General features: G+C 64.0%; 20 protein-coding genes, 3 tRNA genes and 1 pseudogene. 8 read left to right on the forward strand and 16 right to left on the reverse strand.

Going from position 1 to position 21,834, the window contains the following annotated elements; genetic code table 11:
• Positions 1–444: 444 nt before the first annotated feature.
• The gene (locus M6689_RS08320) at positions 445–597 is read right to left on the reverse strand and encodes a hypothetical protein (protein WP_298270177.1); all 153 of its coding nucleotides are present in this window, start codon (positions 595–597) and stop codon (positions 445–447) included.
• Positions 598–782: 185 nt separating this feature from the next.
• On the opposite strand from M6689_RS08320, the gene M6689_RS16285 reads away from it, so the two are divergent.
• Positions 783–1,178, forward strand: a complete 396-nt coding sequence (locus tag M6689_RS16285; RefSeq protein ID WP_366949739.1) for a type II toxin-antitoxin system PemK/MazF family toxin — start codon at positions 783–785, stop codon at positions 1,176–1,178.
• Positions 1,179–1,441: 263 nt separating this feature from the next.
• Here the strand turns inward: M6689_RS16285 and M6689_RS08325 are convergent.
• From M6689_RS08325 to radA, 4 genes are all read right to left on the reverse strand, one after another.
• Positions 1,442–1,517 (reverse strand) — tRNA-Ala (locus M6689_RS08325).
• Positions 1,518–1,575: 58 nt separating this feature from the next.
• Positions 1,576–3,375, reverse strand: a complete 1,800-nt coding sequence (locus M6689_RS08330; RefSeq protein WP_298270179.1) for an ATP-binding protein — start codon at positions 3,373–3,375, stop codon at positions 1,576–1,578.
• 54 nt (positions 3,376–3,429) lie between these two features.
• Complete coding sequence (gene dksA, locus M6689_RS08335; RefSeq protein WP_298270181.1) at positions 3,430–3,786, reverse strand: RNA polymerase-binding protein DksA; 357 nt, start codon at positions 3,784–3,786, stop codon at positions 3,430–3,432.
• Between the two features lie 97 nt (positions 3,787–3,883).
• The gene (radA, locus tag M6689_RS08340) at positions 3,884–5,236 is read right to left on the reverse strand and encodes a DNA repair protein RadA (protein ID WP_298270183.1); all 1,353 of its coding nucleotides are present in this window, start codon (positions 5,234–5,236) and stop codon (positions 3,884–3,886) included.
• A 142-nt stretch (positions 5,237–5,378) separates the two neighbouring features.
• Here radA and M6689_RS08345 point away from each other — a divergent pair, with 142 nt between their 5' ends.
• Both M6689_RS08345 and M6689_RS08350 read left to right on the forward strand, forming a co-directional pair.
• Positions 5,379–7,049, forward strand: a complete 1,671-nt coding sequence (locus tag M6689_RS08345) for a HEAT repeat domain-containing protein (RefSeq protein ID WP_298270186.1) — start codon at positions 5,379–5,381, stop codon at positions 7,047–7,049.
• Positions 7,042–8,409 (forward strand): HD domain-containing phosphohydrolase, encoded by a 1,368-nt coding sequence (locus tag M6689_RS08350; protein ID WP_298270190.1) that lies wholly within the window; start codon positions 7,042–7,044, stop codon positions 8,407–8,409. The genes M6689_RS08345 and M6689_RS08350 overlap by 8 nt, the downstream gene beginning before the upstream one ends.
• Before the next feature lie 3 nt (positions 8,410–8,412).
• On the opposite strand, the gene M6689_RS08355 is transcribed toward M6689_RS08350, so the two are convergent.
• A complete protein-coding gene (locus tag M6689_RS08355; protein WP_298270192.1) occupies positions 8,413–8,997 on the reverse strand; it encodes a HEAT repeat domain-containing protein in 585 nt (194 codons plus the stop codon).
• 111 nt (positions 8,998–9,108) lie between these two features.
• Here M6689_RS08355 and M6689_RS08360 point away from each other — a divergent pair, with 111 nt between their 5' ends.
• Positions 9,109–9,447 (forward strand): hypothetical protein, encoded by a 339-nt coding sequence (locus tag M6689_RS08360; RefSeq protein WP_298270194.1) that lies wholly within the window; start codon positions 9,109–9,111, stop codon positions 9,445–9,447.
• Positions 9,448–9,572: 125 nt separating this feature from the next.
• Positions 9,573–10,553, forward strand: a complete 981-nt coding sequence (locus M6689_RS08365) for a beta-ketoacyl-ACP synthase III (protein WP_298270196.1) — start codon at positions 9,573–9,575, stop codon at positions 10,551–10,553.
• On the opposite strand, the gene M6689_RS08370 is transcribed toward M6689_RS08365, so the two are convergent.
• The gene (locus M6689_RS08370; protein ID WP_298270198.1) at positions 10,540–11,601 is read right to left on the reverse strand and encodes a chemotaxis protein CheR; all 1,062 of its coding nucleotides are present in this window, start codon (positions 11,599–11,601) and stop codon (positions 10,540–10,542) included. The genes M6689_RS08365 and M6689_RS08370 overlap by 14 nt on opposite strands.
• A gap of 120 nt (positions 11,602–11,721) precedes the next feature.
• Here M6689_RS08370 and M6689_RS08375 point away from each other — a divergent pair, with 120 nt between their 5' ends.
• A complete protein-coding gene (locus M6689_RS08375; protein ID WP_298270200.1) occupies positions 11,722–12,048 on the forward strand; it encodes a hypothetical protein in 327 nt (108 codons plus the stop codon).
• Between the two features lie 5 nt (positions 12,049–12,053).
• On the opposite strand, the gene M6689_RS08380 is transcribed toward M6689_RS08375, so the two are convergent.
• The 5 genes from M6689_RS08380 to M6689_RS08400 form a co-directional block, all read right to left on the reverse strand.
• Positions 12,054–13,145, reverse strand: a complete 1,092-nt coding sequence (locus M6689_RS08380; protein ID WP_298270203.1) for a chemotaxis response regulator protein-glutamate methylesterase — start codon at positions 13,143–13,145, stop codon at positions 12,054–12,056.
• A gap of 2 nt (positions 13,146–13,147) precedes the next feature.
• Positions 13,148–14,023 carry an HDOD domain-containing protein gene (locus tag M6689_RS08385; RefSeq protein ID WP_298270205.1) on the reverse strand — a complete coding sequence of 292 codons (876 nt, stop codon included), beginning with the start codon at positions 14,021–14,023 and terminating at the stop codon, positions 13,148–13,150.
• Positions 14,024–14,058: 35 nt separating this feature from the next.
• On the reverse strand, positions 14,059–14,898 hold the full coding sequence (locus M6689_RS08390; protein WP_298270207.1) for a protein-glutamate O-methyltransferase CheR: 840 nt from the start codon (positions 14,896–14,898) through the stop codon (positions 14,059–14,061).
• 47 nt (positions 14,899–14,945) lie between these two features.
• Positions 14,946–16,769 carry a chemotaxis protein CheA gene (locus tag M6689_RS08395; RefSeq protein ID WP_298270210.1) on the reverse strand — a complete coding sequence of 608 codons (1,824 nt, stop codon included), beginning with the start codon at positions 16,767–16,769 and terminating at the stop codon, positions 14,946–14,948.
• A 66-nt stretch (positions 16,770–16,835) separates the two neighbouring features.
• Positions 16,836–17,330, reverse strand: a complete 495-nt coding sequence (locus M6689_RS08400; protein ID WP_298270213.1) for a chemotaxis protein CheW — start codon at positions 17,328–17,330, stop codon at positions 16,836–16,838.
• A 492-nt stretch (positions 17,331–17,822) separates the two neighbouring features.
• Here M6689_RS08400 and M6689_RS08405 point away from each other — a divergent pair, with 492 nt between their 5' ends.
• Positions 17,823–19,217, forward strand: coding sequence for a sigma-54 dependent transcriptional regulator (locus M6689_RS08405; protein WP_298270215.1), 1,395 nt, complete (start codon positions 17,823–17,825; stop codon positions 19,215–19,217).
• Positions 19,218–19,226: 9 nt separating this feature from the next.
• Positions 19,227–19,991: a lytic transglycosylase domain-containing protein gene (locus tag M6689_RS08410; RefSeq protein WP_298270218.1), complete on the forward strand. Its 765-nt coding sequence runs from the start codon at positions 19,227–19,229 to the stop codon at positions 19,989–19,991.
• Between the two features lie 84 nt (positions 19,992–20,075).
• Here M6689_RS08410 and M6689_RS16290 read toward each other — a convergent pair.
• The 4 genes and pseudogenes from M6689_RS16290 to M6689_RS08425 form a co-directional block, all read right to left on the reverse strand.
• Positions 20,076–20,204, reverse strand: a pseudogene (locus M6689_RS16290) (FAD-dependent oxidoreductase); the annotation flags it as partial.
• Positions 20,205–20,276: 72 nt separating this feature from the next.
• Positions 20,277–20,354 (reverse strand) — tRNA-Glu (locus M6689_RS08415).
• A 51-nt stretch (positions 20,355–20,405) separates the two neighbouring features.
• Positions 20,406–20,481: transfer RNA gene (locus M6689_RS08420), tRNA-Lys, on the reverse strand.
• Between the two features lie 59 nt (positions 20,482–20,540).
• Positions 20,541–21,833, reverse strand: coding sequence for an adenylosuccinate synthase (locus tag M6689_RS08425; RefSeq protein WP_298270220.1), 1,293 nt, complete (start codon positions 21,831–21,833; stop codon positions 20,541–20,543).
• Between the last annotated feature and the right edge of the window lies 1 nt (position 21,834).

Raw genomic sequence — 21,834 nt, forward strand, 5'->3', positions numbered from 1 at the left:
TCGTCATGAAAGGAGATTCCTATCGGGCAAAGACACGCCCACAGTCACCAGTACCTTTTTCCACATTCACCGGACCCACCGAAGAGTGAACTGCTCAATTCCGTTGGTTCAAGGGGTGCTCAATTACGGTGGTTCTTGACACCGCAGGCGCGGGGATGAACCGTTTACAATCAGCTTAACATTGAAGGCGGTTTTGAGGTGGCCTTCTTTAAAGGGTCTGCATGGATAGATGGTACCATGTCGATGTTACGCCCGCGCCAGACCACCAGACAAGATCAGACGATGAGTTTGCAGCAATTCTTGCTTAAATGGGACAAAGCAAGCGGCTCCTTCCGAGTGAGCGCCCCGCAATAGGCTGGAGCGAGTCTTGCCCCATGGCAAGCTCCCCAGAGATATTACTTGCGGGGCGTTTCTTTTTCTTGACCGCTACCCACAGTTTTGCGGTCAAAGCAACCCTTTGCCCTCGCCTCCGTCCGCCTGTTTCGGCTTCCTCCCCGGTTTCTTGCTCTTAGGCGGATCGTCCCCCATCCTCCGCACCTGCTCTATGGCGTCCTGTACCATCTTCAGCTTCGCCGCCTGGATGTCTTTCGCTTTCACGAGTTTACTCCTCTTCGTTTCCAGCAAAAAAGCACCGGTGCTGTGTGATGTCTTCAGGTCGACGAAGCTGTGAGGTTTTTGCACGTGCAAAATGGTCAAAGAGTTAGTATCTTTCCAGTCCGCCAATACAGAAAAGGTCAAGGGAGCTTGGGTATATGCCGTTATCGTTTCATCCGCAACAGGGCATGGTGTTAATCTGCGACTTCACTACCGGCTTCAAGGCCCCGGAAATGGTGAAAAGACGCCCCGTAGTAGTGGTCTCTCCCCGCCCCAGGCGAAATACCCAACTTTGCATTGTCGTCCCTTTAAGTACAACGTCACCTTCACCGGTAGAACCCCATCACCATTGCCTTGAAGCGGCCTCCCTTCCTGGTTCGCTCGCAGCGAGGCAGACTTGGGCAAAATGTGACATGCTCATGACGGTTTCTCTTGACCGGTTAGATCGGGTAAAAATGGGGAGAGACAAAGCAACTGGAAAACGGCTATACTTGTCTGGTTCTGTGACCTCTGATGACTTTCGGGCCATCCAAAAGGCAATCCTTGCCGCGCTTGGGTTAAAGCGATTGACAGGAAGTCTCTGATAGTGGATACTAAAACTGTTCCCGCTCTTCACCTTTTGGTGAATCGGGCTTGTGAGACTCCCGCAAGGGAGCCACCCTTGGCAACTGCGATGACAAGCTAGCCAGGGGTGCCGTTTCAAAGCCTCGTGTCTGACCGGCACGGGGCTTTTGTTTTTTGTGTCGATTTCATTTTATTCCATCTCTAGCCATACCCCAAGAGGTTACACAAATGCCGGAAACGAAAACAGGCACCTGCAAATAAATTGCAGGTGCCTGTTTTTATTTGGTGGAGACGAGCGGGATCGAACCGCCGACCTACGCGTTGCGAACGCGTCGCTCTCCCAGCTGAGCTACGTCCCCGATGAATGCCGAAATGCTCCTTTTATACATGAAAGAACGAAGCTTGGAAAGGGAAAATTTACGGTTTGAGGGGGATCGTGACCGTGAATTCGGCTCCCCCTTCGGGGCGGTTGGCCACGGTGATCCGCCCGCCGTGGTTCGTGATGATCCGGTGGGAGATGGCGAGTCCGAGGCCGGTGCCGGTCTCCTTGGTGGTGAAGAACGGGTTGAAGATGGTGTGGATGACATCCAGGGGGATGCCGCTGCCGGTGTCGGAGACCTTCACCGCCACGGCGCGATTGCCGTTGAGAAGTGTGGGGGAGGTCTCGATGGTCAGGGTGCCGCCGGGGTCCATGACTTCGTTAGCGTTGCTGAAGAGATTTATGAAGACGTGCCGCAGGTGCTGGCAATCCCCAAGGAATGAGGAGAGTCGCGTCGTCAGCCGCTTTTCGATCCGGATCCGTTTCTCTTCCAGCGGCATTGCCACGACGCCGAGGGCATCTTCGAGGATCTTGTTGATGCTGCAGCGGGTGTAGCAGATGGTGGTCTTCTTGGAGAAAACGAGGATATCCGAGAGCAGTTTCTCCAACTGCAGCACTTCGCGCTGGATGAGGTCGGCGTGTTGCCATTCTTCGGACTCTGCGGCTACGCGCTTTTTGAGGCGCGCGGCAAAGCCGCCGATGGAGACGAGGGGGGTCTTGAGTTCGTGGGTGATGGTGGCGGCCATCTTTCCGATGTCAGCGAGTTTTTCCTCCTGGAGAAGCCGCTCCTGGGTTTCATGGAGGTTGCGGTTGGTGTCTTCGAGCCGGTTGAAGAGGATGGAATTTTCGATGGCCATCCCCGCCTGGTTGGTGAACAGTTGCAGGAGGTTGATCTCGTCGGAGGGGATGGGGCGGCCGCTCAGCTGGTTGTCGACGAAGATCGCCCCGATGACCCGTTCTCCGGCGATGAGGGGGGCGATGGCACAGGGGGCCGAGCCGAAGCGCCGCAGGAACGGGCGGTCTACCGGTTGCTCGCGTGACGGACGCTCCGCCAGGATGACGGTACGGTCGAGCACCGCGCGGGAGATCAGGTTCCGTGTGCCGTCGAGGGGGAGTCTCGTGGCCTTGACCAGGGAGTCGAATTCAGCCATGGGGCCTTCGTCTCCGGTGGCGACCGGGGGTTCCTCGTCCAGGGGGATCGCCGGGGTTTCCAGGCAGGTCATGCCCATCATCCCCTGGAGCACCTTCGACCGCTCGTTGGCGAGAAACAGCATGGCCCGGTCGAAGAGGGGGGTGGGGCCAGAGGTGAGGGAGGAGAGGATCAGGCGGATGAGCCGGTTGAGTCTGATGGTGGAAAGCATGGCGTTGCTGATCCGGTTGAGGAACGAGAGTTCCCGGATCCGCCGGTCCGTTTCCTCGAACTGCTTCAGGCAGCGGATGATCCCTGCCGCCACGATGAGGATCACCTGGAGGAGTTCCTCTTCGTCGTCCGTGAGCGTGCCGGGACGCTGGGAGCCGAGGGAAACCACGCCGATCAGCCTGTCGCCCTCGGTGAGGGGGTATGCGGCGATCTGCCGTTCGTTTCCGACGCAGGGCTCATCCTTGTAGAGCGCCGTCACGCCGCGTCGCAGATGTCTGGCGGTGGCTGCGCATCTCCCGGCAATTCCTGTGCCGAAGGGGATGTTGCTGGGAAAGGGTCCGTCGGGGAAAAGGGTCGATATCTGCTGGGTGAGAAGTCGCGTCTCGCCGTCGGAGATGAAGAAAGTGACGGACGCACAATGGAACGCCTCGGCCATGAGGTGGGCGAGGGATTTCAGCCGCTCGTGGTGGGGGCGGTCAGGGGTGTTGGCAATCCGGATCGCACTGCTCACTATCCCGAAATGATCTTGAACAGCCATTCAGACTCCGGTTGGGGGTTCAGGCAGGATGGATGCGAGGAGCGGATGGAGGGGTCAGGGGCGCTTTTCCTTCCGTTCCTGCTCCATTTTGCAGTCGATGCAGAGCGTGGTGACCGGCCGGGCCTTGAGGCGGGCTTCGCTGATGTCTTCGCCGCAGACCTCGCAGGTGCCGAAGGAGCCGTCGTCGATCCGCTCCAGGGCGTCCTTGATCTTGTTGATGAGTTTGCGCTCGCGGTCGCGGATGCGCAGTTCGAAGTTGCGGTCCGACTCCTGGGTGGCCCGGTCATTGGGGTCGGGGAAGTTGGTGGAGTCGACCGTCATCTCGGATACGGTCTTCCCTGCGTCCTCCAGGAGGGAACGCATTTCTTCGTTGAGGATCGATCTGAAATACTCCAGTTTTTCCCTGTCCATGCAACGATTCTCCCTTTGCTCGCTAAATCATATAGATAGTAGGTGAATCGCGGCGGCAAGTAAAGAAAAAAAGTAGAACGCAATACCCGCAATCCGTTCAGAGGAGCCGCTCCAGCGCCTCCTCCACCGAACGGACCCCGATCACTTCCATGCCGGGGAGGGGGGCCACCTGCCTGATGCTTCCCGCCGGGATGACGGCGCGGGTGAAGCCGAGCTTCGCCGCCTCGCGGACTCTGGTCTCCGGCTGGGTGATGGCCCGCACCTCGCCGGCGAGGCCCACCTCGCCGATGACGACCGTCTGCGGGTCGATGACCTTGTCGAGATGGCTCGACGCCAGGGCGGTCACCATGCCGAGGTCCGCCGCCGGCTCGTTCAGCCGGGCGCCGCCGGCGGCGTTGAGGAAGATGTCGCTTCCGGAGAGGTGGAGCCCCACCTTCTTGTCGAGCACCGCCACGAGGAGCGCGAGGCGGTTGTGGTCGACGCCGAGGGTGGTGCGCCGCGGCATGCCGAGGGAGGAGGGGGTGACGAGGGCCTGCAGTTCCACGAGGAGGGGGCGGCTCCCCTCGATGGTGGTGACGACGGCGGAACCGGAGACCCCCACGGGGCGCTCGGAGAGGAAGAGGGCCGAGGGGTTCGCCACCTCGCGAAGCCCCCCCTCTTTCATCTCGAATACCCCGATTTCGTTGGTGGAGCCGAAGCGGTTCTTCACCGCCCGCAGGATCCGGAAGGCGTGCCCCTGATCCCCCTCGAAGTAGAGGACGGTGTCCACCATGTGCTCCAGGACCCGCGGCCCCGCCAGGGCGCCGTCCTTGGTCACGTGGCCGACGATGAAGGTGGGGACCCCGCTCCGCTTGGCGACCACCATGAGTTTGCCGGCACACTCCCGGACCTGGCTCACGCTGCCGGGGGCCGATTCCAGGCCGGCGGCGAACATGGTCTGGATGGAGTCGATCACCACGGCCCGGGGGCCAAGTTCCGCAATCTGGCCGAGGATGGTTTCGAGGGAGGTCTCCGCCAGGACCAGGAGTTTCGGTCCCCTGATGCCGAGCCGCTCGGCACGGAGCCGGGTCTGGCGGGCCGACTCTTCCCCCGAGACGTAGAGTACCGCCCCGGCGCTTTCGGCGAGATGGTTCATGACTTGCAGGAGGATGGTCGACTTGCCGATGCCGGGGTCGCCGCCGATCAGGACCAGGGAGCCGGCCACGAGGCCGCCGCCCAGGACCCTGTCGAACTCGGAGATACCGCAGGAAAGCCGCTCCTCGGTCTCGCCCGCCACCTCGCAGAGCGGCACCGCCTTCGCGCCGGAGCTGCGTGAGGGTGCCCCCCCCTTTTCCCGGCCCCTTACCTCTTCGGCAAGGGTGTTCCAGGCGCCGCAGTCGGGGCACTTGCCGAGCCACTTGGGGGACTGGTAGCCGCACCCCTGGCAGACGTAAACGGTAGTAGTTTTCATCGGTTTTCTCCTCGATGCCTGCGAAGGGATAGTAGAACGATTGCCGGGGGCTTGTCAATTGAAGGGGGCGGGTTAAGCGTTTGACAAAGATTTGGGCCGTGGCTACTATGAACGTGTGCCGGGCCAACGACGAGAGATGGCGATGGAAATCGGAAGGGGGGAGACCAGGATGCGCAACGCCGATACTCTCCCGCGCCGTTACGGCGCCGCCCTTGCGGAGCTTCACAAGGCGCTGAAGGCGCTCGGCTTCTACCCCGACGGTCATCCCAGGCGTGCCGAGGCCATGGAGCGCGCCTGCCGCCTTCTGCGGGAAGCCCTGGGGGGTGAGGAGCTCGTACTCGTCATCGGGAGGGCCGGTTTCCTCGCCACCGACGGGGGGGCGGCCGTCGAGCAGAATCCCATGACCCTCTCTCTCGCCCGCGAACTCTTCATCCGGCGGGTCCGCCGCCTCACGATCCTCCCCGACCTCTCCTGCGCCGATCTCTCCTCCTTCCTCTCGCTCCTCACCCTCGACCACCGCGCGCTGCCCGCCGCGGGGGGGATGGAGGGGGCGATGGCCGGGAAGGGGATTACCACGATCTGGGTCAACGAGATCGACCTGACGGAGATCCTTCGCAAGCGCCGGGCGGTCGAGGCGGCTGCCGACGAGGCGGCGCCAGAGACACCCGTCGCGGCGGGAGAGATGCCTCTCCCCGCCGGGGCCGTGGCGGCCCCCGTGGAAATCCCGCTGTCATTCGGGGTGCTGGGTACCTTCGACGAGCTTGCTGCTCCCGAGCCGCCTCCCGATGGGGGGGAGGTGGAGGAGCTTCTTGCCCGCCTCGACCTTGAGTATGCCGACGGCCGTTACGGGGAGCTTGCCCGGCTTCTGGTGGAGGAATGCGACCGACTCAAGGAGCGGGAGGAGTTCGGGCGGCTCTTGCCGATCCTGGACGGGCTCCTCGGCCAGGGGTGGAACCGGGCCAAAAGCCTCGTCAAGCGAAGTTACGCCCTCCTCGCCTTCGAGCAGGCTGCCTCGGGGGCGATGGCCGAATACCTCGCGCGCCTGCTGGAGGAGGCGGGGGGGGATGAGCGGGAGCTGCTCTACGCCATCTTCCGGCAGCTCGGCTACCAGGCGGTCGGCCCCCTCATCGAGCGGCTCGCTTCGGCCGAAACCCTGGCGGCGCGCAGAAATCTCGCGGCAGCCCTGGTGGCGGTGGGGGAGGAGGCGGTGTCACTTCTGGCGGAAAAGCTGGGGGACGAGCGGTGGTTCGTGGTGCGCAACGTCGCCTCGATCCTGGGGGAGATCGGAGCCGCGGAGTGCGTCGCCCCCCTGGCGGAGGTCCTCGGCCACCCCGACGGTAGGGTGCGGCGGGAGGTGGTGCGGAGCCTCGCCATGATCGGCGGCGACAGGGCGGAAGCCGCCCTGATCGGGCTTCTCGGCGATTCAGATCCCTCCGTCGCCCGTCAGGTCGTCGTCTCCCTCGGTCAGATGCGGAGCCGGGCCGCCGTCGACCCCCTCTGCGCCCTTCTTGCCGACCGGGATCCGCTGCTGCGGTCGCTTCCCCTCAAGAAGGAGGCGGTGCAGTCCCTTGGCAGGATCGGCGACCGTCGGGCGGTTTCCGCCCTCGCGGAGCTGTTCGACGGCCGTCGCTGGCTCGCCCGGCAGCGCTGGGAGGAATTGAGGATCGCCGCCGCCGCCGCCCTGGGGCTGCTGGGCGATCCCTTGGTCCTGTTCCTCCTTGAACGCTTTGCCGGCGGCGGGGGACGGCTCGCCGTGGCCTGCGGCGAAGCCGCTGCGGCCATTCGACGGTCGATGGAGGATTCCCATGTCTAGCGTCTCCCTCCCCCTGGCGCAACGGGTGGTGCTGCTCCTCTCGGGGACGGTCAAGGGGGTTGCCCTCTATCCCGAATCCCATCCCGCCATCCTCCACCCCCTCCAGGAGCTGGCGGGAGTCTTCGGCACCCTCCTGGCCGACCGTGACGAGGTGCGGTTCGGCGTCGTCGACGGGGTCCTCTTCTTCGAACAGCACCTCTTTTTCACCCCGAGCGCGGCGGTGGAGGAGCTGACGGAGCTCCTGGTGCGCAAGGGGGTGGAGTCCGTCACGGTGGCTCCCGGCCTGGTGGCCGATGAGCTGCGGCGGTTTGTGCTGCTTCTTTCCCGGCGGCAGCTGGGGGGGGGCGAGCTGGCCCAGGCCCTGCTGCGGGAACGGGTCGTCCACATAACCCTCCTCTTGGTCGACCGGGACCGCGTCCGGGAGGACGAGGAGGTGTACGACGACGAACTCAAGCCCCAGGCCACCTACCGGCAGGCCCTCACGGTGGTTGGGGGGATCTTCCGCGACATCGAGAGCGGGCGGATCCCCAACAGCGACAAGCTGCGGGCCGTGGTCGACCAGGTGGCGGTGCTGACCATCAAGGATCCGGCAACGCTCATCGGCCTCGCCATGATCAAGGATTACGACAATTACACCTTCTACCACAGCGTCAACGTGGGGGTACTCGCCATGGCCCTCGGCTCGGCCCTCGGCATCAGGGGCGAGGAACTCCAGGAGCTGGGGATGGCGGGCTTTCTCCACGACGTGGGGAAGACGCGGGTGGAAAAGACGATCCTCAACAAGCCGGGGCGGCTCTCCAGCGACGAGTACGAGGAGATGATGCTCCATTCGGAGAACGGCGCCCGGATCATCGGCGAGATGGAGGGGATCACCCCCCGGGTGGCCCAGGCGGTGCTCGGCCACCATATCCGCTTCGACCGGACCGGCTATCCGCCGTGGGCGCGGACGCTTCCCTTCGACCGGTTCTGCGACATCATCGCCGTGGCCGACTGCTACGATGCCATCACGACGCTGCGGGTCTACAAGTCCCCCCTCAATCCGAAGGAGGCCGTGGAACTGCTCCGGGGGCTGGCCGGCTGGCATCTCGACAGCGCCCTAGTGGAGAAGTTCATGGAGATGATGGGGCGCTATCCGGTGGGGACCCTGGTCCGCCTCGACACCAACGAGATTGCGGTGGTCTGGCGCCCCGACCCCCACGGGGGGGAGCGGCCGACGGTCAAGATCGTCATGGACGGAAGGGGAAAGATGGTGGATCCCCCCTTGGTGAGGGATCTGGCGAGGGAGGCGGAAGGTGCGGGGATCGTGGCGGTGGTCGACCCGCTCCTGAAGCTGATCGACGTGTCGAAATACCTGGAGTGACCGTCACTCCTCCAGGGGGAGGAGGCCCAGGGCGGTGGCGGCTGCCTCGCGGGTCCGGGGGTGGGGTGATTGGAGGAGGGGGGCGATCCGCTCCTCAAGGTGCGGGGCGCCGATCCTGCCGAGGGCAAGGGCCGCCTCGGCGTCGAGGAGGCCGTCGCCGGCGTCGAGGAAGGGGAGGAGGAGCTGCACGGTCTCTTCCCCCGGATAGCCGCCGAGGGCGGCAATGACCTTGGCCCTCACGGCCGTGCCCGGTTCCGAGAGCCGGTCGGCCAGCAGCGGAAAGGCCCGCGGCGGCGCCAGGTCGCCGAGGACCTCGATGGCGGCCGCCTTGATGTCCTCCTCCGGGCGTGAGGCACAGTAGAGGAGGGGAGGAAGGACCCGGTCGCCGCCGATCCTGCCGAGGGCATAGATCGCCTTCACCTTGGCCCCCCGGTCCCCTTTCCTGAGGAGCTCCACCACCTCGTCGAAGTTGCCGACTCCCTCCAGGCGCTCCAGGGCACGGGCGGCGGCAAGGCGTACTTCCTCCGCCGGGTCCTTGAGGAGCGGCACCAGCCGTTCACGGCGTTTTCGGGTTGCACTGGTTTCCATGGCTATGGCATTAGTAGCAGAATTGCAGGACGGCAACAACTCTAATTCTACCCCGGCGCGGCGTCTCCGCAACGACACGGATGGCGCACCGGGATCACGAAAGGGAATCCGATGAAGCTCAACATCAAAGCCGCGCTCCTCTCCGGCCTGGTCCTGCCGGGGCTCGGCCAGTTTGCCAGCGGTCGCAGGGTGCGGGGGGGGATTCTCCTCGTGCTGGCGAACATCTTCCTCCTGGCGGCGGTCTTTCTGCTGCTGCGGGAGATGGGGCCGGTTTTCGTGGAGGCGAAGCTTACCGGCAAGGTCGATGCCGCCGCCATCGCCGCCAAGGTGTCCCGCGGCGCCCCGGCGGCCAGGGCGCTTCTCGCCTGCTTTGCGGGGCTTTGGTGTTTTGCGGTCGTTGACGCCCTCTTCGACCGGGGGCCGCGGCGCGACGATACCCCCGGGGAATAACGGGGGCCGCCGGGATTATCGGTTTGACATTTTTTACCAAAGTGTGCGATAAAATGGGGAATTCATAGCACCGGCCCCCGCAAGGGGGCTTACGTGTGTCTGGCAGCGGAAACGGAGCAGGCGTCATGTACTATTCTGAGATTGTGGCCACAGGCGGATTCGTCCCGGAGCGGGTCGTTCCCAACGATTTTTTCAACTACCTGGTGGAGGATGCCGACGAGTGGATCCGCTCGCGTACCGGCATCGGCGAGCGCCGCTTCGTCGCCCCCGACGTGGCGACCTCGGACCTCGCCACCGAGGCGGCGCGCCGCGCCCTTGAGATGGCCGGGATGCCGGCCGATGAGCTCGACTGCATCATCGTCGCCACGTCGACTCCGGACATGATCCTTCCCTCCACGGCCTGCATGGTCCAGAAGAACATCGGGGCCGGCAACGCCTTCGCCTTCGACATGAACGCCGTCTGCAGCGGGTTCGTCTACGCCGTGGAGACGGCGGACAACTTCATCCGCTCCGGCAAGTACCGGCGGGTGATGGTGATCGGCGCCGACACCTATTCCAAGATCCTCGACTTCGACGACAAGGGGACCTGTCCCCTCTTCGGCGACGGCGCCGGCGCCCTCATCCTCGGCAGGACCGAGGAGAAGAAGGGGATTCTCCAGAGTGTGGTCCGAAGCGACGGCGGCGGCTGGGAGTTGATCCAGGTCCCCTCCTCCGGGTCCCGCAGCCCGGTCACCGCCGAGACCATCGCGGCCCGGGAGAACACCTTCAAGATGGCCGGCAAGCAGGTCTTCGTCTTCGCCACTGACGTCATCCCCAGGATCATCGCCGACGTCACCGGCGGGGCGGGCATCGAGGTGGGGGAGATCGACTACATCATCCCCCACCAGGCCAACGTCCGGATCATCGACTTCATCTCCAAGAAGACCGGCCTCGGGAAGGAGCGCTTCCTCCTGAACCTCCACCGCTACGGCAACACCGCCGCCGCCTCCGTGGGGCTCGTCCTCGACGAGAACCTGCGCAACGGCACCATCAGGCCGGGACAGCTGGTCCTGATGATGGGGTTCGGCGGCGGGCTCTCCTGGGGCGGTGCCCTCATCCGTTTCTGATCCCCGCAATCCCTTCGCCGGCGGCCGTCACCGTCAGTCCCGCCGCGGCAAATAGCTCCCCGATCCGCTCCGGCGGCACCGACCGCTTCCATCCATCGTGGAAGCGGTCGGCCGCCAGGACGATACCCCCCGCCGCCAGCCGGCGGGCAATTCCCGCCACCGTCTGTTCCAGGTCGTTGCGTTCATGGATGAACGGTCCGCCGAGGATCCCGTTGCAGAGGATGATGTCGTAGCGATCCCCCGCCGCGGCCGAGAGTTCGCCGGTGGCGAAGCCGATCCGTGAAAGCCCCCCTTTCGCCCGGAGCTCCTCCCGGACCAGGCGAAACGCCTCCTGCCGTGGCGGGTCGTGGGGGAAGAGGCCGTGGACGGCGGCGAAGATTTCCAGCGGCTCGCGGCTCAGGCCGAGGATGCGAAACCCGCCGGGGTGGCATCCGGCATCGAGGAGGAGCCGGGCAAGGGCGTAGCTCCCCTCGCCGGCGCCGCAGGCGAGGTCGAGGCAGCGAAGCCGCTCCCGCCGGGGTGAGCCGGCGCTCCGGAGCCAGCGGCGCAGAAAGGCCCCCTGTTCGGGATAGCGGTCGAACCGGGCGCCATGGCGGCGGGGGACGAAGAGCGAGAAGAGAAAGGTGCGGCGCAGTTGGTCGTCGGCCGCCAGTTGCTCCAGGAGCCGGGCGGGGTTGGCCGTCCGGAACGGGGGATCGAGACGCCCGGCGCAGTCGGGCCAGCTCGGGGCGCGGCGAAACGGGGTCCCCTCCAGGGAGGCGTCGAGACGGAGCGCCAGCCGCAGGAGCCGGCGGAAGGCGGCTCGCACCTCCACCAGCGGGATGAGAAGTGCCGTAGTGGAACGGATCTCCGGAGTGATCACCCCCCCGGGGGCCCAGAGGGCGAAGGGGGCCGTGGCGGCGTAAGTGGCAAAGCGTTCGTGAAGACGCCCGATGCGCCGCCGCAGATCGGGATCGTCGAGCCGGCCCGGGGCGAGGATGAGCCCCAGGGCGCGCTCCGTCCCGGCGGGGTCGGTTACCGGGGCCTGGATGGTGAGGTGCTGTTCCATGGATCGCGAAGGGTGTCGGGATACGGGGAGCGGAGGTGGATCGTCCGGCGGGGGACCGCACTATTGTACGTTGCGCTCCGCCACCTGTCTACCGTCATGAAAGTGAGGAATGCCGTGAAGATGTACGAACGATGCCGGGTTTTTGTCCTGGTGGCGGTGAACGCCGTGCTCCCCCCCACGAAAAAGGGCGGCCCCCGGCTCCCGGCAACCGCCCCCCCCGGCGCATCGGCGCCGCCGGGGTTCATCCCCGTGCCGCCGGCCGCCATCCCCTCCTACCTCACCCACCCCGAAGCGCTCGTGGACGGGGAGGGGGAACTCTCCCTGTTTTTCATCGGCGCTCCGGCGCTGGCTGCGCCCTTTTTTCTTTTTCGCCTCAAGCGGCTCGGGTTTTCCCGCTGCCGGGCCGCCGTCCGCCATGGCGGCATCGCCCTCACCGCCCGGCGGTGATTTCTCTACCCGGCGATTCGTGCGATTTCCGGCCCGATCTGGGTCAGGGGGAGGACCGAGTCGGCTACCCCTCCCTCCACGCAGGCCCGGGGCATCCCGTAGATGGTGGAGGTCGCCTCGTCCTGGGCGATGGTCGTACCCCCCTTTTCCTTCAGGTGCTTCATCCCCTTGAACCCGTCGGCCCCCATGCCGGTCAGAATCACCCCGAGCATGGCGCCGTTGCAGGCGTCGGCCAGGGAAGTGATCATGTGGTCCACCGAAGGGACGTAGATGTACTGGGGACAGTCGGTGGTGGCGAGGGTCCGGACCGCCACGCCGTTTCCCTGCCGTACGAGGGCGGTGTGGCGTCCCCCCGGGGCCACGAGAACCACCCCAGGCTGGAGGATGTCGCCGTCGCTTGCCTCCTTGACCAAGAGGGAGCACTTGGTGTTGAGCCGTTCGGCATAGGGGCCGGTGAACGCCTTCGGCATGTGGATCGCCACCATGATGCCGTGGGGGAAGTTCGCCGGGATCCGGCCGAGGACCTCCTGGAGGGCGACCGGCCCGCCGGTGGAGGCGCCGATCCCGACGTACTGGGGCCTCTGGAGAGGGGGACGTGAAGCGGCCGGCCGCGGCGCCGGAGCAACCCGTGGCATGACGGATGCCGCGGCGGGGGGGGCGAGCCGCCGGCCGAGGAAGGAGCCGGCGGTCCCCTTCACCTTGCGGAGCAGTTCCTCGCGGAATATCCGCTGGGCGTCGGTGCTGTCGGTGACGTTCTTCGGGATATAGTCGAGGGCTCCGGCATCGAGGGCCTCGAAGGTCGCCCGGGCCCCCTCGCAGGTCAGCGTGGAGACCATGAGGACCCGCGTCGGGCACTTGGCCATGATCTGCCTGAGGGCCGAGATGCCGTCGAGCCGTGGCATCTCGATATCCATGGTGATCAGGTCGGGGCGAAGCGCCAGGGCCTTTTCGACCCCTTCCACGCCGTCCACCGCCACTCCGACCACCTCGATGGCGGGGTCTTTTTCGAGGACGCTTCGTATCACCATCCGCATGAACGACGAGTCGTCGACCACGAGGACCCGCAGTTTGCCGCCTGGGTTGGGAAATATGGTCATCGTCACCTGTCCTTGAAGATATTCTGCACCAGTTCCCGGATCTCCTCCACCTGGTCGTCCAGTTCGTAGCAGAACCGCTCGACGTCGAAGTCCCCCAGCCTCGACCCCTCCCCCTGGACCATTCCCCACGCCGGTTCCTCCGCCAGGGAAAAACTCACCCACTCCTTCCCGCCGTAATCGAGGCGCCGGACCGTGCAGAAGAGGTCCGCGAGGTTGACGATGGCCACAAGCCGCGGGTCGTTCGTTGCCCGGAGGGGGGTGTGGTGGCAGGAGATCACTTCGCAGTAGTCGTCGGGGAAGTTCCACTCCCGGGCCATGCAGAGGCCGATCTCGCAGTGGGTGGTCCCGAACTCCTCGAATTCGGCCTCCACGAGGAGGTGGGGGCGCTCCTTCATCCGGTCGACGAGACGCTGGAACTCTGTCCGGAAGTAGTAGCTCAGGAAGACCTCGCCGATGTCGTGGATGATCCCCCCGATGTACGCCTTTTCCGTGTCCCGGTAGCCCGCCTTCCCGGCAATAATCCGGGCGACGATGCCGACGCCGAAGGAGTGCTCCCAGAACGGCTTGACGCCGAGGACCCCGTCCTTTCCCTCGAAGCTCTGGATGAAGGCACAGGTCAGGATGAACTCCCGGATGTGCCGCAGCCCCAGGTAGATGAGGGCCCCCTTGAGGGAGGTGATCTGCTGGGAGGGGCGGTAGAGGGGGGAGTTGACGATCTTGAGGACACGGGCCGCCATCACCTGGTCGGTCAGGATCAGGTCGGCGATCTCGTCGATATCGACTTCGGGCTGGTCGAGGAGGGAGAGGACCCGGGTCGCCACGGCGGGGATCGTCGGCAGGTCCGTCATCCCCTTGATGAGGTCTACTGCCCGTTCCATTCTTGCTGTTGATTCCACGCGCTCCGCACCGCCTTTCATTTTTTGTAGGCAAACCCACCGGGGAAATGGACCGTCTTGAACCGGTCGTTGACCCCGTGGAGCGATTCGGACTGGCCCACGAAGAAGTAGCCGTAGGGCTGGAGGTTGTTGTAGAAGTGCTGTACCACCTTCGTCTTCGACGCCAGGTCGAAGTAGATCAGGACGTTGGCGCAGAGGATGAAGTCGAAGCTCTTCATGAAAACCATCTTGGCGTCGTCGTAGAGGTTCAGGGAGGAGAAGCTCACCAGCTTCTTCACCTCGGGGGAGAGGACGTAGCGCCCCCCCGCTTCTTCGCGGAAATACTTCTTGAGGTAGAATTCCGGGGTGTTGCGGACCGCGTAGGAGTTGTAGACCCCTTCCCGGGCCTGGGCGAGGACCGTTTCGTTGATGTCGGTCCCGACGATCTCGACGATCCAGTCCTTCAGTAGCGCCGCCCGCTTCTCCAGCAGGATCATGGCGAGGGTGTAGGCTTCCTCCCCCGACGACGAGCCGGCGCTCCAGATCCGGAGCTTGCGGAAGCCGATCTTTCCCTTGGTGGCAACGATCTCGGGGAGAAATGCCGTTTCGAGGGCCTTGAGCTGGGGGGGGCTGCGGAAGAAGCAGGTTTCGTTGGTGGTGATCTCGTCGAGAAGCTTCGAGAGCTCCGGCGACTTCCCCGCGCCGCTTCTCAGGAACCCCAGATAGGAGGCGACGCTGGCAGCCTTGGTCTCTTCGAGCCGCCGGGTGATCCGGCTCTCCAGAAAGTACTTCTTGCTGGTATGAAAGTAGATGCCGCAGTGGCTGTAGATGAAGTCCCGCAGGACCTCGAAGTCCTTGTCCGATATCTGTGCACTCATTACTCGATCCGTGTTCGTGACGTGGGGTGGCTGCGCGTCGCGGAGGGTCAGGCAGCGATCCGTCCGCCGCCGCTCCCGTCGCTGTTCTCCAGGAGGCCGGCCGGATCGATGATGAGGGTCACCCGCCCGTCCCCCAGGATGGTGGAGCCGGCGATTCCCGGCAGATTCGCCAGGTATTTGCCGAGGGACTTGATCGCCACCTCTTGCTGGCCGAGGAGCCGGGACACCACTAGCCCCACCCGCTTCTCCGCCACGCCGACCACCACCACGTAGCAGGCGGTGCGGGCGCGGTCGCTCCCGGCCACGTTGAAGACCTTCTGCAGCCGCATGAGGGGGAGGACCGAATTGCGGAGCTTGAGCACCTCCTGGCCGCCGATGACGTGGAACTCCCGTTCCTCCACCCGCAGGGTTTCCAGGACCGCCGCCAGCGGGATGGAGTAGGTCTCATCCTCCACCTCCACGAGGAGCGACTGGATGATGGCGAGGGTGAGGGGGAGCTTGAGGATGAACTCCGATCCCTGGCCGAGCTCGCTCTTGATGTCGATGATCCCGTTGAGTTTCTTGATGTTGGTCCGGACCACATCCATGCCGACGCCGCGCCCTGACAGGTCGGTGGCCTTCTCCTTGGTGGAGAAGCCGGGAAGAAAGATGAGGTCGAGGATCTCCCGCTGTCCCATGGCCGCCAGCTGCTCGTCGGTGACAAGCCCCTTTTCCTTGGCCTTGCGGGCGATCCGGTCGGGATCGATCCCCTTGCCGTCGTCCTTGATGCTGATGACGATCTGGTTTCCCTCGTGGGCCGCCGAGAGGATGAGGGTCCCCTTGCCGGGCTTGCCGGCGGCCACCCGTTCGTCGGGGGTTTCGAGGCCGTGGTCCATGGCGTTGCGGATCAGGTGGATCAGCGGATCGCCGATCTCGTCGACCACCGAGCGGTCCAGCTCCGTCTCCTCCCCCAGGATCACGAGATCCACCTCTTTGCCGAGATCCCGCGCCAGGTTCCGGACGATGCGGGGGAATTTCTTGAAGACCTTTTCCACCGGGATCATCCGCATTTTGAGGACCTGCATCTGCAGCTCCGACGTGACGAAGCTGATCCGCTTGGAGAGCTTGCCGAACTCCTCGCCGAAGGCGCTGTCCTCGCCCCCCCCCTGGAAATCCGTGTTGAGCTGCATCATCCGGTTGCGCTCCAGCACCAGCTCCCCCACCTGGTTCATCAGGTCGTCGAGGCGCTTCACATCGACCCGGACGGTGGAGTTGTCGGAAAGATCATCCGCCTTCTTGTCGACATCCCTGGCTGCGGGAGGGGAGGGTGCCTTTGCCGGTGGTGAGGGGGCGGCGGCCTTCACCGGCGCAGGCTCCGGCGCCGCCTGGGGCTCGGGAGCCGGCGGGGGGGGGGCCGCGGTCGTCCCCTGTTCCGCCGCCGGAGCCGCCAGCGGCGGGGTGGCCGGTGCCGGCTGTTTGAGGACCGTCGCCTCCTTCGCGTTGTCCGAAAGGTAGGGGAGGAGCTTCGCGATGGTGCCGTCGATCTCCCGGTCGACGATATCCCCACCCTTGATGTCGCTCACCAGCAGCTTCACCAGATCCACCGCCTCCAGGATCACGTCCATGATCTCGGGGTCCACCGCCAGTTCGCTGCGGCGCAGCCGGTTGAGGACATCCTCGGTCTTGTGCGTGACCTTCACGAGGAGCTCGAAGCCGAGGAAGCTCGACGCCCCCTTGACGGTGTGGATCGACCGGAAGATGCCGTTCATCAGCTCCGTGTCCGACGGGGCCTTCTCCAGCGTTACCAGATCGTCATCCAGCTTTTCCAGCAGCTCGGTGGTCTCGGTCAGGAAACCTTCCAGGAGTTCCTGGTCTTCGCACTCTATTGCCATGCGCTACTCCTCACGAACAGAAATGAAGCCGGGGCGCGGCGCTTGCGCGCGTTCCGAACGTGGCTGCTACAGGATGCCGCTGAACATCTGCCGCTCGTCGCGGGAGATGAGCTTCTCCAGGTCGAGGAAGAAGAGGAGGCGTTCGGTCTGGTTGATGACCCCCGAGAGGCACTCCTGTTCCACGGCGCTGTTGACCACCGCCGGCGGCGGCTGGATCTCGCTCTCGGAGATCCGGATCACCTCCGACACCGCGTCGACCACAAACCCCATCAGCTCCCCGTCCATGTCCATCACCATGATCCGGGTCTGGCTGCTGGTCTCGCCTTCGGGAAGGCTGAAGCGCTTGCGCATGGAGATGATGGGGATGACCTTTCCCCGCAGGTTGATGACCCCCTCGATGTAGTGGGGGGTGTTGGGAACGCGGGTGATGGTCGGCATCCGGATGATCTCCCGCACCTTCAGGACGTTGACCCCGTACTCTTCCTCCTCCAGCTTGAAGCTGACCAGCTGAATGAGCTCGCTTCTCGCCACTTCCACCCTGGTTTGAAGTGCTGTCTCCATCGCCCTGTCCTCCTTTTTCCGCCCTGCGGAATTGAATCGTTGTCTCATGCCGCTGTTTCTTCTTCTGCCGCGGCTGCAGGGACCGGGCAGAGTATCCGGCAATGCAAATATCGTTCTTATTTGATGGCCTTCCGCCCGAATTTCCCCGGTCAATCGTGCGGCCGGATGGGGGCGGTGCCGCGCAGTTATACTCTTCGGCGCAGGCGGCGAAAATTTTAATAATATTTTTCGGCCCCGCAGCAGGTTCGATGCGTGGTTTCCCCTTCCGTTAGGTACGGTTCGTAAAATTGACACAATCCGGGGGCTCCATCCGCCATTGCTTCTTCAGAATCCGGGGAGGTCAGTTTTTTCAGACAAAAGTTGTTTTCAGCGGTTAGGGAAAAATATTTTTCCGGCGCACTCGTCATTTTGTTGACTTTTGTCATAATCCTGACTATGATGGTTTCCCACGAATCATCAGGTGATTTCGAGGCGTTACGTTCAGGGGAGACCATGGAAACAGCGAGACTGCTCATTGCCGACGACGACAAGAAGACGCGGGACTTTGTGACGGCCTTCCTCAAGTACAAGGAGTACGAGGTGGTGCAGGCCTGCGACGGTCAGGACGCCCTGGACAAGCTGGAGACCGAGGAGGTCGACCTTGTCATCACGGACCTGATGATGCCCCGGGTCAACGGCCTTGAGTTCGTCAAGAAGCTGAAATCGATGCGTCCCGGGACCGTCATCATCGCCTACAGCGCCTTCGGCAACCACGAGATGGCCTCCAACCTCCTCAAGGCGGGGGTTTTCTTCTATCTGGAGAAGCCGTTCAATCTCGACGAGCTGGAGACCCACGTCAAGCGGGGGATGGAGCACCAGTCCCTCCAGAGTCAGACCTATCGCCCCAAGCCGGCGATCAAGAACCGCTCGCTCATCCCGAACATCATCGGCGAGAGCTCCAAGATGCTTTCGCTCTTCGAGCTCATCGAAAAGGTTGCCGAATCCGATTCCACCGTCCTCGTCCAGGGAGAGTCGGGGACCGGGAAAGAGCTCGTCGCCCGCGCCATCCACGACCTGAGCAACCGCAAGACGCGCAACTTCGTTCCGGTCAACTGCGCCGCCATTCCGGACGAACTCCTCGAAAGCGAGCTCTTCGGCCACGTGAAGGGTTCGTTCACCGGTGCCGTCGCCACCCGCATCGGCCGTTTCGAGATGGCGGACCGCGGCACCCTCTTCCTCGACGAGATCGGCGACATGAAGCCGAACCTGCAGGTGAAACTCCTGCGGGTGCTCCAGAACCGGGAGCTGGAACCGGTGGGGGCCACCCGCTCCAAGAAGGTCGACGTCCGGATCATCGCCGCCACCAACCAGAACCTGGAGAAGCTCGTCGCCACCAAGGCTTTCCGGGAAGACCTCTACTACCGGATCTCGGTCATCCCGATCTTCATCCCGCCGCTGCGGGAACGCAAGGATGACATTCCGCTCCTCGTGAACACGTTCCTCGACCGCTTCAACCGCAACAAGAAGAGCAAGGTCAAGGGGATCGACAGCGATGCCACGGAGCTCCTCTGTCATTACGACTGGCCCGGCAACGTGCGCGAGCTCGAGAACCTCGTGGAGCGCCTGGTCATCCTCAAGGGGTTCGGCACCATCGGTGTCAAGGACCTTCCCGAGAAATACTCGGGGGTGACGATCGCCCCACCCTCCGAGGCGATGGCACTCCCTGACAGCGGCATCTGCCTCAACACCGTCGTGGAGGAGTTCGAGAACGGCCTGATCATGCAGGCCCTCAAGAAGACGGGGGGAAACAAGAAAGAGGCCGCCCTCCTCCTCAATCTCAAGCGGACGACCCTGATCGAAAAACTCAAGAAGAGAAAGCTCGACTCGATTGTCACATCTTTTGCATAAGACGTGGGTATGATCGATCCACTTGCACAACTCCAGGCGGCGGCCGCCGCCCGGGCGTCAAGGGAGCGGGGGGGCACCCCCACTTCCGCCGATGATGATGCCCGCTTTGCCACCCTCCTTGCCAAAAACCTCGACGGCGCCAAGACGCCGGAATCCGCCGCCAAAAAGGCCGTTGTCGCGGCCGAACTGCTCCGGCTGGAGATGATGCGCAGCGCCTTTTCCCTGGGAGAGCCAGACGGGGAAGTGGTCACGGCGTCCCCCTCCCGGGCGGTGGAACTCGTCCTCAAAAGCTTTGCGGAAAATGGTCGGAAAACCGACACGTTGTCCTCCGCCTCCGGCGATCTCCCCGCCGCCGACATCCCTGCGGCCCAGGAGCTGAATGCCGACAATGCCGGCAACTGGCTCGACGACGTCGTCCGGCGCGCATCCCGCCGCTATGGGGTAAATGTGGGCCTGATCAAGGCGGTCATCAAGGCGGAAAGCAATTTCAACCCCAACGCGGTATCTCCCGTCGGCGCCCGGGGGCTCATGCAGCTCATGCCGGGGACGGCGCGCGGCCTCGGGGTCACCAACTCCTTCGATCCGGAGCAGAACGTCATGGCGGGGACACGCTTTCTCCGTGATCTTCTGGATCGCTACGACGGCAACGTCGACAAGGCGTTGGCCGCCTACAACTGGGGACCGGGAAACGTGGACCGCAAGCCCCACCTTCTCCCCCGCGAAACCCGGGAATACCTGGCCAGGGTCAGACAGTACTATACCCAGTACGCGTGAGGTCTGGTCGGCATCAGCTTTCCGACCCGAAGCCCCGGGATTCTTCCCGGGGCTTCGATTACTCTTTCCGCTCGCCCGCCTGCCGGCCGTGCTCCCGAGGGGGAGGTAGATCTTCCTGCCGGTGACGAGATGGGTAGTTTCGCAGCAGTCGCCGCAGGCGTAGATGGCGGGGTCGCTGGTACGCATGCCGGAGTCGACGGCGATGGCCGAGGAAAGCAACGGACCGTCGTTGGACCGTGACAACGAAAAAAGCCCTGCCGCGCGAAGCGGAAGGGCTTCATTTTTTGGCGTCCCCTGGGGGATTTGAACCCCCGTCGCCGCCGTGAAAGGGCGGTGTCCTGGGCCGGGCTAGACGAAGGGGACGAAGGGAAAAGAACCCGGTGGGGTATCCCGACCGGGTTCTTTGCTGGTAGATGGTGAGCCGCGTTGGGATCGAACCAACGACCACCTGATTAAAAGTCAGGTGCTCTACCAACTGAGCTAGCGGCTCGTAAAGAGAAGACGATTATTATCAGACGATGTTCTGTGTGTCAATACTTTTTTGGCTTCTCATGCGAAGGGGTTTCTGATGGTGATCGTCTGGTCGCGGCCGGGGCCGACCGAAACGAGCACGATGGGGCAGCCGATCAGCTCCTCCAGGCGCTTCACGTAGCGTTGGGCGGCACCGGGAAGTTCATCGAACGCGCGGGCGCCGCTGATGTCGCTCCTCCAGCCCGGCATTTCCTCGTAAACCGGCGTGCACTTCTCGAATACCGCCAGGTTGGAGGGGAGTTCCTCAAGTGGTTTCCCGTCGTAGAGGTAGCCGGTGCAGATGCGGATGGCGTCGAAATCGTTCAGGACGTCCAGCTTGGTGAGGGCGACGCCGGTCAGACCGTTTACCCGCACGGCAAACCGGACCACCATGGCATCGAACCAGCCGCAGCGGCGCGGACGGCCGGTGGTGGAGCCAAACTCGCTACCCGCCTGCCGAAGCTTCTCCCCGTCGGCGTCGAGGAGTTCCGTCGGGAACGGGCCGCTGCCGACCCGCGTGACATAGGCCTTGGAGATGCCGATGATCTCGTGAATCTCCCGGGGGCTTACCCCGGTGCCGGTGCAGGCACCGCCGACGCAGGTCGATGAGGAGGTTACGTAGGGGTAGGTGCCGTGGTCGACGTCGAGGAGCGTTCCCTGGGCCCCTTCGAACAGGATCTTCTTCCCTGCCGCGATGTCGCGGTGCAGGACCAGGGTGGTGTCGGCGACATACTTGCGCAGGATGTCGGCGTAGCCGCAGTATTGCTCGTAGATCTCCTCGAAGGTGAAGGGGTCGGCGCCGAGCAGTTTCTCCAGGATGAAGTTCTTCTCTTCGAGGGCCTCCCGGAGTTTGCGGGCAAAAATCTCCCGGTCGAGGAGGTCCATGAGGCGGATGCCGCGCCGGCCGATCTTGTCTTCGTAGGTCGGGCCGATGCCGCGGCCCGTGGTGCCGATCTTCTTCTCGCCGCTCTTCGCCTCGCGGGCAAGGTCGATTCTCTTGTGGTACGGCATGATGACGTGGAGCGACTCGCTCACGAGGAGGGCGCTGTCGTTTCGGAGCCGCCCCTTTTCCTTGAGCCGGGTGACCTCCATGATGAAGACCTCGGGGTCGAGCACGACGCCGTTGCCGATGATGCAGCGTTTTCCTTCGTGCAGAATCCCCGAGGGAATGAGGTGGAGAATGGTCTTTTCCCCCGCCACGACGAGCGTGTGGCCGGCATTGTTTCCACCCTGGTAGCGGACCACATCGTCCGCATGCTCGGTGTAGATGTCGACTACCTTCCCTTTTCCTTCATCGCCCCACTGGGCGCCAACCACAACAACATTAGCCATC

Source organism: Geobacter sp., assembly GCF_027327745.1.
GTDB lineage: Bacteria > Desulfobacterota > Desulfuromonadia > Geobacterales > Geobacteraceae > Geobacter.